Source organism: Streptomyces sp. NPDC000410, assembly GCF_040300305.1.
GTDB lineage: Bacteria > Actinomycetota > Actinomycetes > Streptomycetales > Streptomycetaceae > Streptomyces.
On record NZ_JBEPDM010000026.1, the window covers coordinates 12,906 to 30,555 of the forward strand.

Consider the following 17,650-nt stretch of genomic DNA (forward strand, 5'->3'; position numbering starts at 1 on the left):
CGAACTTACTGGTGTACTTTCAACTGGTCACTGGCCAACGGTGGTCGACCGTTCATGGGCCGCGGGGTCCATTGTTTCTTTCCCTTTCTTGAGTACCCCGCCGGACAGGTCGCAGTCGATGCGGTCGGCATTTCCGCGGGCGTGTTCTGCACAGCCCGCTCCCTGGTAATGCGCGGACGACTAGGAGTCAGGTGTGAACGGCAGCCCCCGTCAAGGTGAGAACACTTCCGCGGCGACCGAAGAGGCGGCCCGGCCGTGGGTTCTCTCGGCAGCGGACGACGGCGCGCTGCGGGAATGGGCGCGCCGGCTGCTGGCCCACCTGCGCGCTCGGCCGGACACCGGCGTCGACGAGTTCGGCGCCGCGCTCGCCCGCCAGGACCGCCGCCTGCCGCACCGGGCCGTGATCGTCGGCTCCTGTCGCGAGGAACTCCTCGACGGCCTCGCTGCGGTCGCCGACGACGACCCGCACGTGACGGTCACCCGCGCCGTGGCGTCCGCCACGGCGCCCGTCACGTTCGTCTACCCGGGCCAGGGATCCCAGTGGCCGGGCATGGCCACGGAACTCCTGGGCGAGTCCCCGGTGTTCGCGGACGCCATGGCGCGGTGCGCCGAGGTCTTCACCGCCGAGTCCGGCTGGTCGCTGACCGAGGCGCTCGACACCGCGGCCGCCCCCGGCGCCGCACCCCGGGTCGAGGTCGTACAGCCCGCCCTGTACGCGGTGAGCGCCGCCCTCACCGAGTTGTGGCGCTCCTTCGGCGTCGCACCCGACGCCGTCGTGGGACACAGCATGGGCGACCTCGCCGCGGCCCACGCCGCGGGAGGCGTGCCGATCCAGGACGGCGCCCGCGCGGTGGCGCTGTGGAGCAGGGAGCTGATGCCCCTCGTCGGCAAGGGAGACATGGCGTCGGTGGCCCTGCCCGCCGACGAGATCGCGCAGCGGCTGGCCTCCTGGGGCCCGGACCTCGTCCTGGCCGGCATCAACGGCCCCCGCTCGGTGCTGCTGGCCGGAGCCGTCGACCCGATCGGGCGCTGTGTGGCGGAGCTGACCGCCGAAGGGGTCCGCGCCCAGGTGATCGGCGTCTCGATGGCCGCGCACTCCCCGCAGATGGACGAGGTCGCGGGCGGACTGCGCGCGGCGCTGGACTGGTTCACGCCGGTCGCGGGCGCCGTCCCCTTCTACTCCAGCCTCACCGGCGCCGCCGTCGACACCCGCGAACTGACAGCGGACTACTGGTGCCACAACTTCCGCGGCCGCGTGGAGTTCGAACGCGCGGTGCGGGCCTGCGCCGAGGACCGGGCGGGCGTGTTCGTCGAAGTGAGCCCGCACCCCGTCCTCGCGGCCGCCGTGCGGCAGACGCTCGACGCTGCGGGCACGGGCCGCGCGGTGCTCCCCACGCTGCAACGCGGCCAGGGTGGGATGCGGCGCTTTTTGACCGCGGCGGCACAGGCGTACACCCACGGGGTGGAGGTCGACTGGACGGCCGCCTTCCCCGGCGCCGGGCCGGACCGCCGGGCCGCCCTGCCCGAACTCCCGCCCGCCGCGGGGGACCTCGGCGCACCGGCCGCCGCACCCGCCCGGCCGCGGCTCATCCCCCCGGGAACGCCGGAGCACGCGATACGGCAGCGGCTGGCCCGCCTCGTGCACACGGAGACCGCCGCCGTGACCGGCACCGCGGTCACGGCCGCGGACGGCTCGCTCACCTTCGCCGAACTCGGCCTCGACTCCGTCCTCGCGGTGCAGCTGCGCGACCGCCTCGCGACGGCCATCGGCCAGGACATCGGCATCGCCACGCTCTTCGACCACCCCACCCCACAGGCCCTCACCGACGCGCTGTGCGACCAGCTGCGCCCGCGGGCACCGCACGGCGGCACGGGCGCGTCCCCGGCCCCCGAGCAGCGGGAGCCGGGAGCCGGCCACACGCAGGCCGAGCCGATCGCGGTCGTCTCCATGGCCCTGCGGCTGCCCGGCGGGGTACGCACCCCCGAGCAGTTCTGGGAACTGCTCTCGGGCGGCGGCGACGCCGTGGCGGGCCTGCCCACGGACCGCGGCTGGGACCTGGAGGCGCTCCTCCACCCGGACCCGGCACGCTCCGGCACGGTGCGCCAGCGCTCCGGCGGCTTCCTGCACGACGCCGCCGACTTCGACGCGGACTTCTTCGGCATCTCGCCGCGCGAGGCACTGGCCATGGACCCGCAGCAGCGGCTCCTGCTGGAGGTCAGCTGGGAAGCGCTCGAACGGGCCGGCATCTCCCCCGAGACGGTGCGCGGCACGCCCACCGGAGTGTTCACCGGCGTCATCGCGCAGGAGTACGGTCCGCGCCTCGCCGACGGCGGCACGGACACGGGCGGCTATCTGGTGACCGGCACGACCACCAGCGTCGCCTCCGGGCGGATCGCCTACACCCTGGGCCTGGAGGGACCGGCCGTCACCGTGGACACGGCCTGCTCGTCCTCGCTCGTGGCCCTCCAGCTCGCCTGCCGCTCCCTGCACGCGGGGGAGACGGACCTGGCCCTGGCCGGCGGCGCGACGGTGATGCCGACACCCGGCATGCTCCTCGACTTCAGCAGGCTCGGCGCGCTCGCCCCCGACGGCCGGTGCAAGGCGTTCTCCGCCGACGCCGACGGCTTCGGGATGGCCGAGGGCGCCGGAGTGCTCCTGCTGGAGCGGCTGAGCGACGCCCGGCGCCTGGGCCATCCCGTCCTGGGCCTGATCCGCTCCGTGGCGGTCAATCAGGACGGCGCGAGCAACGGCCTGTCCGCTCCCAACGGCCGCGCCCAGGTCCGGGTGATCCGCCAGGCGCTCGCCCAGGCCGGGCTGTCCGCGGCCGACGTGGACGTGGTCGAGGCCCACGGCACCGGAACCCGGCTCGGCGACCCGATCGAGGCCCAGGCCGTGATCGAGGCGTACGGGACGGACCGCCCCGCCGGCCGTCCGCTGTGGCTGGGCTCGGCGAAGTCCAACATCGGCCACACCCAGGCCGCCGCCGGCGTGACCGGCGTCATCAAGATGCTGCTCGCGATGCGCCACGGCACACTGCCGCGGACGCTGCACGCCGACCGCGCCTCCACGGAAGTGGACTGGTCCCAGGGCGAGGTACGGCTGCTGAACGAACCCGTCGCATGGCCCGACGCGGCGCAGCCGCGCCGGGCGGGCGTCTCGTCCTTCGGTATCAGCGGCACCAACGCGCACGCCATCGTCGAGGCACCGCCGCAGGAGACCGGCCCGTCCGGCGACAGCGGCGCGGGACCGGACCACGGGCGCGCCCCCGTCGTGGCGCCGTGGGCCGTGTCGGCGCACAGCGAGGCCGCCCTGCGGACACAGGCGGGCCGCCTCGCCGCGCACCTGCGCGAGCACCCCGGACACACCGCCACGGACGTGGCCTTCTCGCTGGCCACCACCCGGGCGGCGGCGCGCCACCGGGCCGCGTTCGTGCCGGACACCCGCGCCGAGGCGCTGGGCGCACTGGACGCGCTGGCCGAGGGCGACATCCAGGACGCCGTCGTGGGCACGGCCCGGCCGCGGTCCGCGCCCGTCTTCGTCTTCCCCGGCCAGGGATGGCAGTGGGCGGGCATGGCGGTCGGGCTGTACGACACCTCACCGGTGTTCGCGCGCGCCATGGACGAGTGCGCCCGCGCCCTGGAGCCGCATCTGGACTTCCTCGTCCTGCCCTTCCTGCGCGCGGAGGCCGCCGCCGCGGACGGCCGGCCCGACGCCGAACTCTCCACCGACCGTGTCGACGTGGTGCAGCCCGTCCTCTTCGCGGTGATGGTGTCGCTGGCGGCGCTGTGGCGGGCCCACGGCGTCGAACCGGCCGCGGTCATCGGGCACTCGCAGGGGGAGATCGCGGCGGCCTGTGTCGCCGGGGCCCTGTCCCTCGACGACGCGGCCCGCCTGGTGGCCGTCCGCAGCCGCGTCATCGGCCGGCTGCGCGGACGCGGCGGCATGGTCGCGGTCGCCACCACCCCCGCCGACCTGACGCGCCGGCTCGCCCGCTACGACGGCCGCCTGGAGACCGCCGCGCTGAACGGGCCGCGCTCCGTGGTGGTGGCCGGGCCGGACGACGACCTGGACCACCTCGTCGCCGCCCTCGACGCCGACGGCGTACGGGCCAGGCGCCTGCCCGTCGACTACGCGTCGCACACCGCGCACATGGACGACGCCCGCGCCGCCCTGCACGAGGAACTGGGGGAGATCGAGCCGCTGCCCGGCGCCGTGCCCTTCTTCTCCACGGTGACCGGCGACTGGGCCGAACCCACGGCGCTGGATGGCGCCTACTGGTTCCGCAACCTCCGCGAGACCGTACGGTTCGAACCGGCCGTGCGGGCGCTCGCGGACCAGGGACACCGGGCCTTCATCGAACTCAGCGCCCACCCGGTGCTCACCACCGCCATCGAGGAGACCGGGCACGCGGCCGGTGCGGACCTGCTCACGACCGGGACCGTACGCCGTGGCCACGGGCAGCCGGAGGACTTCGCCCGCGCCCTGGCGACGGCGTGGGCCGCCGGCGTACCCGTGCGCTGGGATTCGGTGTTCCTCGGCGTCCCGGCCCGCCCGGTTCCGCTCCCCACCGCGCCGTTCCAGCCGGAGCGCTTCTGGTGGGAGCCCGCGCCGGACGCGCCCGCCGCGCCCGGCGGGGCGGAGCACGACGCGGCCGACGCGCTGCGCTACCGCGTCGACTGGCAGCGGATACCCGCCCCGAAGCCCTCCACGACGGGCCCGCGCAACTGGCTCGTCGTCCGCTACGACGGGGCCGCCGACCCGGCCGCGCGGGCGGCGCGGACCTCCCTCGAAGCGGCCGGTGCGACGGTGTCGGACCTCGTGCTCACCGCCGCGCCGTCGCGGGCGGAACTGGCGCGGACCCTGCGGCGCGCCGCCGAGGGCACGGACCGGGTCGGGGTGCTGTCCCTGCTGGCCGTGGACGAGCAGGCCGTGGAGGGGAAGCGCGCGGACGAGAAGCGCGTGGACGAGAAGGCCGCGGACGGGAAGGGCGCGGACGGGAAGGGCGCGGACGGGAAGGGCGAGGGCACTGGCGTCAGCACCGGCACCGGCGTCGCTGTCGGCACCGGCACCGGCACGCCTCTGGGCCTGCCGTCGCTCGGCGACACCGTCGTCCTCGCCCAGGCCTTCGTCGACTCCGGTCTCGACGGCCCGCTGTGGTGCCTCACCGAAGCGGTCCAGGTCACCGCGCCGGACGAGCGCCCCGGCGACCCCGCGCGCGAGGCCCTGTGGGGGCTGGGGCGCGTCATCGCCCTCGAACACCCCGATCTCTGGGGCGGTGTGATCGACGTGCCCGCCGGTTCCACGGCCGAGCTCGCCCGCTCGCTCGCCGGCGTGCTGACCGGCGAGAGCGGCGAGGACCAGGTCGCCCTGCGGGCGCAGGAGGTGTTCGCGCGCCGCTGGAAGCGGGCCGCTCCCCGGCCCAAGGCCGCGCCGCGCACCTGGACGCCCACCGGCACGGCGCTGGTCACCGGAGGCACCGGTGGCATCGGCCGCCACGTCGCCCGGTGGCTCGCCCACCGCGGCGCCCCGCACATCGTTCTCACCAGCCGCAGCGGCCCCGGCGCCCCGGGCGCCGACGAGCTGGCCGCCGAACTGCGTGCGCTCGGCTCCGCGGTGACCCTCGCGGCCTGCGACATCACCGACCGGGACGCCCTGCGCTCGCTCCTCGGCAGCCTGCCCGCGGACCAGCCGCTCACCTCGGTGTTCCACACCGCGGCCACGCTGGACGACGGCACCCTCGACGCCCTCACCGGGGAACGGATCGAACAGGCCGGCCGCGCCAAGACCCTGGGCGCCAGGCACCTGCACGAACTGACCGCCGGCGCGGACCTGACCGCGTTCGTCCTGTTCTCCTCGTTCGCCTCCGCGTTCGGCGCGCCGGGCCTGGGCTGCTACGCCCCCGGCAACGCCTACCTCGACGGCCTGGCCCGGCAGCGGCGCGCCGACGGGCTGCCCGCGATCTCCGTGGCCTGGGGCACCTGGGCCGGCAGCGGCATGGCGGAGGGCCCCGTGGCGGAGCGCTTCCGCCGGCACGGCGTCGTCGAGATGGCTCCGCGAGAGGCCCTCGACGCCCTCCAGACGGCACTGGACCGGGCGGAAGTCTGCCCGGTGATCATCGGGATCGAGTGGGAGCGTTTCCTCCTCGCGTACACCGCGCAGCGGCCCACCCGGCTGTTCGACGCGCTGCCCGAGACCCGGGACGCGCGGGAGGCACTGCGTCGTGAACACGGCGCGGCCGGGACGCCGCTCGCGGACCTGGCGGACCTGCCCGCCGCCGAGCGCGAGCGCGCGCTGCTGGAGCTGGTGCGGCAGCACGCCGCCTCGGTGCTCGGACACCGGGATACGGAACCGATCCTTCCGGAGCGGGCGTTCCTGGAACTCGGCTTCGACTCGCTGGCCTCCGTCGAACTGCGCAACCGGCTCACGGCCGCGACCGGCCTGCGCCTGCCCACGACCCTGGTGTACGACCACCCGCACGCCCGCGCCGTCGCCTCCCGGCTGGAGGCCGAACTCTTCGGCGGGGCGGAGCCCGAGGCGGGGCCGGGGGAGCGGCCGACCGGTGGCGCACCGCGCGAGGACGACCCGATCGCCGTCGTGGGCATGGCCTGCCGGCTGCCCGGCGGCATCGACTCCCCGGAGGGCCTGTGGGAGTTCGTCGCCGCGGGCCGCGACGCGGCCGCCGCGGCGCCGGACGACCGGGGCTGGGAGCGGCGCGCGGTGCTGGGCACCGGCGCCGGCCGCCCCATGGGCAACTTCCTCGACGGCGCGGGGGACTTCGACGCGGCGTTCTTCGGGATCTCCCCGCGCGAGGCGCTGGCGATGGACCCGCAGCAGCGCCAGGTCCTGGAGGTCACCTGGGAGGCGTTCGAACGGGCGGGCATCCGGCCGCAGACCCTGCGCGGCAGCGACACCGGGGTCTTCGTCGGCATGTCGCACCAGGGATACGCGTCCGGACCGGTGGAGGGCCGGGACGAGGTCGAGGGCTATCTGCTCACCGGCAGCACCGCCAGCGTCGCCTCGGGCCGCGTGGCGTACGCGCTGGGTCTTGAGGGTCCCGCGCTGACGGTGGACACGGCGTGCTCGTCGTCGCTGGTCGCGCTGCATCTGGCAGCCCGGTCGCTGCGGGACGGGGAGTGCTCGCTGGCCGTGGCCGGCGGGGTGTCGGTCATGGCGGGCCCGGAGGTGTTCACGGAGTTCTCCCGGCAGGGCGCACTGGCCGCCGACGGCCGGTGCAAGGCGTTCTCCGCCGACGCCGACGGCTTCGGGATGGGCGAGGGCGTGGGGCTCGTGGTGCTGGAGCGGCTGTCGGACGCGCGGCGCAACGGCCATCAGGTGCTGGCGGTGGTGCGGGGCAGTGCGGTGAACCAGGACGGAGCCAGCAACGGCCTGTCCGCCCCCAGTGGCCCCTCACAGCAGCGGGTGGTGCGGCAGGCGCTGGCCGCTGCCGGTCTGACGCCGGATCAGGTGGATGCGGTGGAGGGGCATGGGACGGGGACGGTGCTGGGGGATCCGATCGAGGCGCAGGCGTTGCTGGCGACGTACGGGCAAGGGCGTGATCCTCAACGGCCTTTGTGGCTGGGTTCGTTGAAGTCGAATATCGGGCATGCGCAGGCGGCGGCGGGTGTGGCTGGTGTGATCAAGATGGTGTTGGCGTTGCGGCATGGGGTGTTGCCGGGGACGTTGCACGCGGATGTGGTGTCGCCGCATGTGGATTGGTCGTCGGGTGCGGTGGAGGTGTTGCGCGAGGCGCGCGAGTGGCCGCGTGACGGTCGTCCGCGTCGGGCGGGGGTGTCGGCGTTCGGTGTGAGTGGGACGAACGCGCATCTGATCGTGGAGGAGCCGCCTCCTTCGGCGGGCCGGGAGACGGAGTCCTCCGGTGGTTCGCTGGACGCCGGGGGCGTCGTGCCGTTGGTGCTGTCGGCGCGTACGGACACCGCCCTGGCCGCCCAGGCCCGACGCCTGGCCGACCACGTGAGCCTGCACCAGGACATTCCGCTGCGGGACGTGGCCCGGACCCTCACCGCGGCACGGCAGCACTTCGACCGGCGGGCCGTGGCCCTCGTACGCGACATCGAGGACGCCACCGCCACCCTGCGTGCCCTCGCCGAGGGCCGTCCCACGCCGCGCACCCTCACCGGTACCGGTGGTGGTGGTGGTCGTCGTGTGGTGTGGGTGTTCCCGGGTCAGGGGTCGCAGTGGGTGGGGATGGGGCGCGGGCTGCTCGAAGTCCCGGTGTTCGCCGAGGCGTTGGAGGAGTGCGACGAGGCGCTCGCGGAGGTGGCGGGTTTCTCCGTGCTGGAGGTGATCCGTGGTGTGGAGGGTGCTCCGTCGCTGGAGCGGGTGGATGTGGTGCAGCCGGTGCTGTTCGCGGTGATGGTGTCGTTGGCGCGGTTGTGGCGGGCGTGTGGTGTGGAGCCGGACGCGGTGGTGGGGCATTCGCAGGGGGAGATCGCGGCGGCCCATGTCGCGGGCGCCTTGTCGTTGTCGGACGCGGCGCGGGTGGTGGCCCTGCGGGCCCGTGCGCTCGCCGAACTCGCCGGCCACGGCGCCATGCTGTCGCTGCGCCTGGGCCGCGAGGACGCGCACAAGCTGCTGCGCACCGCCGCGCCCGGACTGGAGCTCGCCACGGTCAACGGCCCCGACGCCGTCGTGGTGGCAGGTGACCCCGAGGCGGTGCACAGCCTGCGGGAGCACTGCGCAGGGGCGGGCATCGACGCGCGGGTGCTCCCCGTCGACTACGCCTCCCACACCTCCCACGTGGAACGCCTGCGAGAAGCGATCACCGCTCCGCTGTCCGGCATCGCCCCGCGCGGTGCCGACGTGCCCCTCTACTCCACCCTGCGGGGCGCATTCGCCGACGGCCCCGAGCTGGACGCCGGCTACTGGTACGAGAACCTGCGCCGCACCGTGGACTTCGAGGCCGCGATCGAGGAGCTCTCCGCGGCGGGCCACGATGCGTTCATCGAGGTGAGCCCCCATCCGGTGCTCAGCGGGAGCATGCAGGACACACTCGGTGACACGAGCGCCGTGGTGGGCTCCGTACAGCGTGACGACGACACGCCCGGACGCTTTCTGGCCGCTCTCGCCGAGGCGCACGTGAGCGGTGTCTCGGTGGACTGGCGGGCCGTGCTCGGCGAAGGCGAGCCGACCGACCTGCCGACCTACCCCTTCGACCACGAACGGTTCTGGCTGCTGCCCGACGCGTCCGACGCGTCCGGGCCGTCGCGCGCGGACGACGGATGGCGCTACCGCGTCGGCTGGCAGGAGACCACCGGCACCTTCGCCGGACCCGCTGGCCCTACCGGACGCTGGCTGCTCCTGCTGCCCGCCCCGACGGACGCCCACCCCGCCGGGCATGCCTGGCACGACGCCGCGGCCACCGCCTTCGCCGAACACGGGGCCCTGCTCCACACGGTGACCGTCCCGCTCGACGATCCGCACACGCTGACCGCTGCCGTCCGCGACGCCCTCGCCACCCAGGCCGGGTCCGGCGCGTATGCGGGGGTGCTCTCGCTGCTGGCCGTCGGTGACGCGGACGCCGGAGCCGAGGCCACGCTGGACCTCCTGCGCGAACTGGAGGCGGCGGACACCGACGCGCCCGTCTGGCTGGCGACGTGCGGCGCGGTCGGCACCGGCGCGGACGACCCCGTGACCTGCCCGGCAGGGGCGCAGGTGTGGGGTCTCGGCCAGAGCGCCGCGCTCGAACGCGGCGCGCGCCACACCGGCCTCGTGGACCTGCCGCAGGAGGCGACAGAGGCGGAGCGCGCGCTTCTCGCCCGCGCGTTGACCGGCACGGAGGACCAGCTCGCGGTCCGGTCGCGCGCCGTGTTCGCGCGCCGGCTGCTGCCCGCCGCGCCGGACGCGGACCGGGCACCGGACGCCGCCGGAGCGGTCGTGCCCGAGGGGACGATCCTCGTCACCGGCGGCACCAGCGGCCTCGGCGCGCTCACCGCACGCCGGCTGGCGGCCCGGGGCGCCCAGCACCTGGCGCTGGTCAGCCGCCGGGGCGAGGCGGCACCGGGCATCGCCCCGCTGGTCGCCGAGCTCACCGGGCTCGGCGCCCGGGTCACCGTCCACGCCTGCGACATCAGCGCGAGCGATGCGGTGGCGGGGCTCGTCGACGGGCTGCGCGCGGACGGCGCGACGATCACCGGCGTGGTGCACGCGGCCGGACTGAACCAGCAAACCGCCCTGCGGGACATGACCCGCGAGGAGTTCCGGGAGGTCCTGGCCGCCAAGGTGCACGGTGCGCGGAACCTTCAGGACGCCTGCCCCGGCCTGAGCCTCTTCCTCCTTTTCTCCTCCGGCGCCGCCGTATGGGGCAGCGCCGGGCAGGGGGCGTACGCGGCCGGCAACTCCTACCTCGACGCCCTCGCCCAGCACCGCCGCGCCCGGGGCCTCACCGCGACATCCGTGGCCTGGGGACTGTGGGCGGAAGGCGGCATGACGGGCGACGAGCAGGCCGTCGCCCGGCTCCGGGACCAGGGCGTGCGCCCCATGCCCGGCGACCGGGCGCTGGAGGCCCTCGAGACGGTGCTGGCCGCCGACGAGACCGCCGTGGTCGTCGCCGATGTCGACTGGCCGCGGTTCACCGAGACGTACGCGGCCCTGAGGCGACGACCGCTGCTCGACGCGGTCCCGGGAGCCCGGTCCGCCGTGTCCGCGCCGCCGTCACCCGCGGGGGGAGCGGCCCTGCGCGACCGGCTCGCCGGACGGCCGCCGGCCGAGCAGCACCACGAACTGACGCGTCTGGTGCGTTCCCACGCCGCCGCGGCCCTCGGACACGAGGACACCCGCGCGGTGGCGGTGGACACGGCCTTCCGCGAACTCGGCTTCGACTCGCTGGGCGCCCTGCGCCTGCGCAAACGCCTGACCGAGGCCACCGGGCTCGCCCTGCCCTCGACCCTGGTCTTCGACCACCCCAACGCCGCCGCGCTGGCGGACCACCTCCGCTCCGAGCTGTTCGCGGACCCGCACGACGACGAGGACGTCGTCGCGGCGGCGCTGGGCGGACTGGACCGGCTGGAGGCCCAACTGGCCGGCGTACCCGGGCCGCGGCGTGCCGAACTGGCCCGGCACCTCGACCGCGTACTGACCACTCTGCGGACCACCCTGCGGACCGGCGCGGCCGGCTCCGGCACCGGTCACGACGGTGCATCGGGCACACCGTCCCCCCAGGAGACGGATCTCGCCGAGGCCGGATTCGACGAACTGCTGGAGGCCCTCGGTCGCGAGCTCGGCGACAACGGACAGCCCGCGGTGAACAGGTAAGGACACGACACAGTGACGGACAACGACAAGATCGCTTCATACCTGCGCCGGGCGACCCTGGACCTGCGAGCGGCCCGGCAGCGCATCCACGAGCTGGAGGCCGACCCGATCGCGATCGTCAGCACGGCCTGCCGGCTGCCCGGCGGGATCGACACCCCGGAGGACTTCTGGGACGTGCTGGCGGCGGGCGAGGAACGGCTGTCCGGCTTCCCGGACGACCGGGGCTGGGACCTGGCGGGCCTCTACCACCCCGACCCCGACCACCCCGGCACGACCTATGCGCGCAAGGCGGGCTTCCTGGAGCGCGCGGGGGACTTCGACGCCGCGTTCTTCGGCATATCCCCGCGCGAGGCCGCCGCGATGGATCCGCAGCAGCGCCTCCTGCTGGAGACGTGCTGGGAACTGGCCGAGAACGCCGGCCTCGACCCGCACTCCCTGCGCGGCACGCGGACCGGGGTGTTCCTCGGCGTCGCCCGGTACGGCTACGGCGACGCCCAGGGCCTGGCCGAGGACGCCGAGGGCTACACGGTCACGGGTGTGGCGCCGTCCGTCGCGTCCGGCCGGATCGCCTACACCCTCGGGCTCGAAGGACCCGCCATCACGCTGGACACCGCCTGCTCCTCCTCCCTCGTGGCCCTGCACCTGGCGGCGGCGTCGCTGCGCCGGGGCGAGTGCGACCGGGCGATCGTGGGCGGCGCCGCCGTGATGGCGGGACCCGAGGTGTTCATCGACTTCGCCCGTCAGCGCGCCCTCGCGCCCGACGGCCGTTCCAAGGCGTTCGGCGCGAGCGCGGACGGCTTCGGCTTCGGCGAGGGCGTCGCGGTGCTCCTCCTGGAGCGCCTGTCGGACGCCCGGCGGGACGGGCACACCGTGCACGCCGTCATCCGTGGCACCGGGATCAACCAGGACGGTGCCAGCAACGGCCTGGCCGCACCCAGCAGAACGGCCCAGCGCAAGGTCATCGAGCAGGCACTGGCCAACGCGCAGATCTCACCCGGCGATGTCGACGCGGTCGAGGCACACGGCACCGGCACCACCCTCGGCGACCCCATCGAGGCCCACGCCCTGCTCGACGCCTACGGCCGGCACCGCAGCGCACAGCGGCCGTTGTGGCTGGGCTCGGCGAAGTCGAACATCGGCCACACCCAGGCCGCCGCCGGCGCGGTCGGCGTACTCAAGATGGTGCTCGCCCTCCAGCACGAGAAGCTGCCCAGAACCCTGCACGTCGAGGAGCCCTCGCCGCACGCCGACTGGGCCTCGGGCGCGCTCGCCCTGCTGGCCGAGGAGCGGGACTGGCCGCGCGGCGAGCGGCCACGGTACGCGGCCGTGTCGGCGTTCGGCATCAGCGGCACCAACGCCCACGTCGTCCTGCAGGAGGCCCCCGAGCCCCGAGCCATGCCGGTTGACGACAACGCGGGAGATGGAGTCGCAGGGCGTCCCGAGCCCGGCCAGATCCGCCGGACGGACCCCGAGGAGACCGGGGAACGTGCGACGCCGCGGGCGGTGACGGAGCAGCACCCGGTGCCGCTCGTCGTCTCCGCGCGGACCGACGAGGCGCTGCGCGCCCAGGCGCGGCAGCTGTCCGCCGTGGTCGCCGACACGGCCGTCGAACTGCCCGGCCTCGGCCTGTCGCTGGCCACGGCCCGGGCCCGGCACGAGCACCGCGCGGTGGTCCTGGCCGGCTCCCGCGCATCCGCGCTGCAGGGGATGCGCGAGGTGGCCGACGGCCGGGCGCGCGTCAGGGGAACCGTCGAATCGGGCGGGCACCCGGCCGTGTTCCTCTTCCCCGGCCAGGGCTCGCAGTGGGCGGGAATGGCCGCCGACCTGCTGGAATGGTCACCGGTCTTCGCCGCGACGATCCAGGCATGCGACGAGGCGATGGCCCCGTGGCAGGACTGGTCGGTGGCCGCGGTGCTGCGGCAGGAGCCCGGCGCCCCCGGGCTCGACCGCGTCGACGTGGTGCAGCCCGCGCTGTTCGCGGTGATGGTGTCCCTGGCCGAACTGTGGCGCTCGTACGGTGTGGAACCGGCGGCGGTGGCCGGGCACTCGCAGGGGGAGATCGCCGCGGCGTACGTCGCCGGGATCCTCACGCTCCAGGACGCCGCCCGGCTCGTGGTCCTGCGCAGCCGCCTGCTGCGGTCGCCGGCCGGGCAGGGCGCGATGGCGGCCGTCGCGCTGGACGAGGCCGCCGTACGGGAGCTGCTCGCGCCGTACGGGGACGCCGTCGAGGTGGCCGCGGTCAACGGTCCCGCCTCCGTGGTCGTCTCCGGTGAACCCGAGGCCGTGCGGTCCTTCGTGGCGGGCTGCGCCGACCGGGGAGTGCGGGCCCGGACCATCGACGTGGACTACGCCTCGCACTCCGCGCAGATGGAACAGGTCCGTGAGGAACTGGCCGAGGCGCTGCGGGACCTGCGCCCGGCCCGCGCACGGGTGCCCTTCTACTCGACGGTGACCTCCCGCCCCATGGAGGGCGAGGAACTGGACGCGCACTACTGGTACCGCAACCTGCGTGAGCCGGTGCGCTTCCACGACGTCGTACGCCTCCTCGTCGCCGGGCACCACGACGCCTTCATCGAGGTCAGCCCGCACCCGGTGCTGGCGGCGACGGTCGAGGAGACGCTCGAGGCGGAGGGACGGGAACCGGGCGAGGCCGTGGCCGTCGGCACCCTGCGGCGAGGCGCCCCCGGCCCGGAGTCCTTCCTCACCTCCGCGGCGAGCGCCCATGTCGCGGGCGTGGACGTGCGCTGGCAGCCCGCCTTCGGCGACGCGCGGCCGGTCCGCCTGCCCACCTACCCCTTCCAGCGGAGGCACTACTGGACGTCCACCGCGGCGCCCGCCCCCCGCGGCGCCGGCGAGGTGACCTACCGCGTGGCGTGGACGCCCCTGGCCGCCACGGAACCGGCCGACGCGCACGGCACCTGGCTGGTCGTCACCCCCGCCGCGGCCCCCGCCTGGGCCGGACCGCTGACGGCCGCGCTCCGCGACGCCGGCGGCACGCCGCTGGAATGCGTCCTGGACCCGGGCCTGAGCCGCGCCGAGGCCGCCGAGGCCCTCACCGCCGCCACGGCGGGAACCACCGGGCTGCGGGGCGTGCTGTCGCTGCTCGCGGCCGACGAGTCGGACCACCCCGGCCGGGCGGGCGTGCCCGCCGGCGCGGTCGCCACCCTGACGCTCCTTCAGGCCCTCGGCGACACCGGCGTCGTGGCGCCGCTCTGGTGCCTCACCCAGGGCGCCGTACAGACACCCGACGACGACGGCACGGGCTCGTTCGCGCAGGCCGCCGTGCACGGCCTGGGCCGGGCCGCCGGTCTGGAACTCGGGCAGCGCTGGGGCGGCGTGCTGGACCTGCCGCGGGACGCCGGCGGAGCCGCCGGGGCCGACGAGGCCCTGCTCTCCCGCGTGCCCGGCATCCTCGCGGGCCACCACGCGGCAGAGGACCACCTCGCCGTACGCACCGGCGGCCTGTACGGGCGGCGCCTGGTGCGGGTGCGGGCGACAGCTGCCGGGACCGCTGCTGGGAGCGCCGCCGGGACCGCTGCTGGGACCGCCGTCGGGAACGTCGCCGCGACCGCTGTTGGGAGCGCTGCCGGGACCGCTGTTGGGAGCGCTGCCGGGACCGCTGCTGGGACCGCCGTCGGGAACGTCGCCGCGACCGCTGCTGGGACCGCTGCTGGCAACGCCGTCGCGACCGCCGCCGGGAACGCCGTCGCGGGCGGCGACGTCCGGCGCCCGCACGGGACCGTGCTCGTCACCGGCGCGGACAGCCCGATCGGGCAGCGGCTCGCCCGGTGGGCGGCCGACAACGGCGCCGAACACCTCGTCCTGGTGGGCGAGGCGGGCGAGGAACTGCTGAGCGCGCTGCGGGACGGCGGGACGACGGTCACCCGCTGCGCGGCGGACGAGGACGCCGTACGGGCCGCCGTGGAAGCCGCCCCGCACGACGTCAGCACCGTCGTGCACGCCGCGACCCGCCTGAAGTTCGGGCCGGTCCTGGAGACCGACCCGGAGGACTTCGCCGCCACCGTGCACGCCAAGACCGGACTCGCCCTGACCCTCGCCAGGGTCCTCGACGGCCGGCCGGTGGAGCAGGAGATCTACTGCTCCTCCGTGGCCGGTGTCTGGGGCGGCGCGGGCATGTCCGGATACGCGGCCGGCAGCGCCTGCCTCGACGCGTTCGCCGCACACCGGCGGGCCCAGGGCCACCCGAGCACCGCCGTGGCCTGGAGCCCCTGGGCCCTGCCCGACGCCCCGCGCGGCGGCGCGGGGCAGGCGGCGCAGCGCGGACTGCGCGGCCTGAGCGCCGATCGCGCGCTGACGGTACTGCGGTCCGTACTGGACTCGGGCGAGAGCGCCGTCGCGGTGTCCGACGTGGACTGGCCCACCTTCGCCGCGAGTTACGCCGCGCTCCGGCCGACCGCGCTGTTCGGGGAGATCGCCGAGGCGCGCGAGGCGGCGGAGCCCGCGGAGGCACCCGCCGGGCCGGACAGCGGCCCGGCCGCCGAACTGGCCGCCCGGCTCACGGGCCTGTCGCCCGCGGAGCGGGAGGAACTGCTGATCACCGTGGTCGGCGAGGCCGCCGCGGCGGTCCTCGGACACGACAGCGCGACGGACGTCAACGGACGGCGGGCGTTCACCGAACTGGGCCTGGACTCGCTGGGCGCGGTGCAACTGCGCAAGCGGCTCGCGGAGGCCACCGGCCTGCGCCTGCCCGCCTCCCTGGTGTTCGACCACCCGACCATCACCCGCCTCGCCCGCCACCTGCTCTCCCGGCTGGCCGCCGGCCCCCGCCAGGAGAGCACCGCACCGGTGACCGGGACCGCACAGAACGCCGGACAGGACGCCGGACCGGAGCCGATCGCCGTCGTCGGCATGGGCTGCCGCTTCCCGGGAGGCATCGGCTCGCCCGAAGAGCTGTGGCGGGCCGTCCTCGACGGACAGGACCTCACGGGCGAACTGCCCACCGACCGCGGCTGGGACCTTGAGGCCCTCTGCCACCCCGACCCCGGCCACCCCGGCACCAGCTACGCCGACCGCGGCGGGTTCCTCACCGACGCGGCGGGCTTCGACGCGGAGTTCTTCGGCATCACGCCCCGCGAGGCCCTCGCGATGGACCCGCAGCAGCGACTGATGCTCGAGGTCGCCTGGGAGGCCGTGGAACGGGGCGGCATCGATCCGGACGCGCTGCGGGGCAGCCGCGTCGGCGTGTTCGTCGGGTCCAACGGCCAGTCGTACATGCCGCTCCTCGAGAGCGAGGCCGCCCGGGTCGAGGGCTACCAGGGGCTCGGCAACTCGGCCAGCGTGCTGTCGGGGCGCCTCGCCTACTTCTTCGGCTGGCAGGGCCCGGCGATCACGGTGGACACGGCGTGCTCGTCGTCGCTGGTGGGCATCCACCTGGCGATACGGGCGCTGCGGGGCGGCGAGTGCGCCATGGCCCTGGCCGGCGGGGTCACCGTGATCTCCGACCCCTACACGTTCGTGGACTTCAGCAGGCAGCGCGGCCTGGCCGCCGACGGGCGGTGCAAGCCGTTCTCGGCGCGGGCGGACGGCTTCAGCCTCGCCGAAGGAGTGGGCGCGCTGCTCCTCGAACCGCTCTCCCGGGCCCGGGAGCTGGGGCACCCCGTCCTCGCCGTGCTGCGGGGCAGCGCGGTCAACCAGGACGGCGCGAGCAACGGGCTGGCCGCGCCGAACGGCCCGGCCCAGGAGGAAGTGATCCGGCAGGCGCTCGCCGACGCCCGGCTGTCGCCGGCCGACATCGACGTGGTGGAGGCGCACGGCACCGGCACCCGGCTCGGCGACCCGATCGAGGCCGGGGCACTGCTGGCCACGTACGGGGCGGACCGCGAACGGCCCCTGGCGCTCGGCTCGGTGAAGTCCAACATCGGCCACACCCAGGCGGCCGCCGGTGTCGCCGGCGTCATCAAGACGGTGCTGGCGATGCGCCACGGCGTCGTCCCCCGCAGCCTGCACGCGGAAGAACTCTCCCCCGAGATCGACTGGTCGACGGGGACGATCCGGGTCCAGCGGGAGAACGAGGGCTGGCAGCGGGGCCCGCGCGTGCGCCGGGCCGGGGTGTCGTCGTTCGGCGTCAGCGGCACGAACGCCCACGTCGTTCTGGAAGAGGCCCCGGCACCTCCGGCGGTCCTGGCACCTTCGGTGGCCCCGGCGGGCCTGGCGGCTACGGCGGGCTTGGTGGGCTCGGCGAGCCTGGCGGCTCCGGCACCTCCGGCGGCCCTGGCGGGCTCGGCGTCCCCGGGGGACCTGGCGGGCTTGGCGGCCTCGGCAGCCCCGGCAGCCCCGGGGGACCTGGCGAACTCGGCGGTCTCGGCGGCCTCGGCAGAGCTGGCAGACGCGGCAGCCCCGGCGGGCCCGGTGGCCCCG

2 protein-coding genes are annotated in these 17,650 nt (G+C 75.6%); both read left to right on the forward strand.

What is annotated here, in order from left to right:
* Positions 1 to 193: 193 nt before the first annotated feature.
* Positions 194 to 11,272, forward strand: a complete 11,079-nt coding sequence (locus tag ABT342_RS23825) for an SDR family NAD(P)-dependent oxidoreductase (protein WP_351577342.1) — start codon at positions 194 to 196, stop codon at positions 11,270 to 11,272.
* Between the two features lie 12 nt (positions 11,273 to 11,284).
* A partial coding sequence (locus ABT342_RS23830) for a type I polyketide synthase (RefSeq protein ID WP_351577345.1) occupies positions 11,285 to 17,650 on the forward strand: 6,366 nt, incomplete at its 3' end.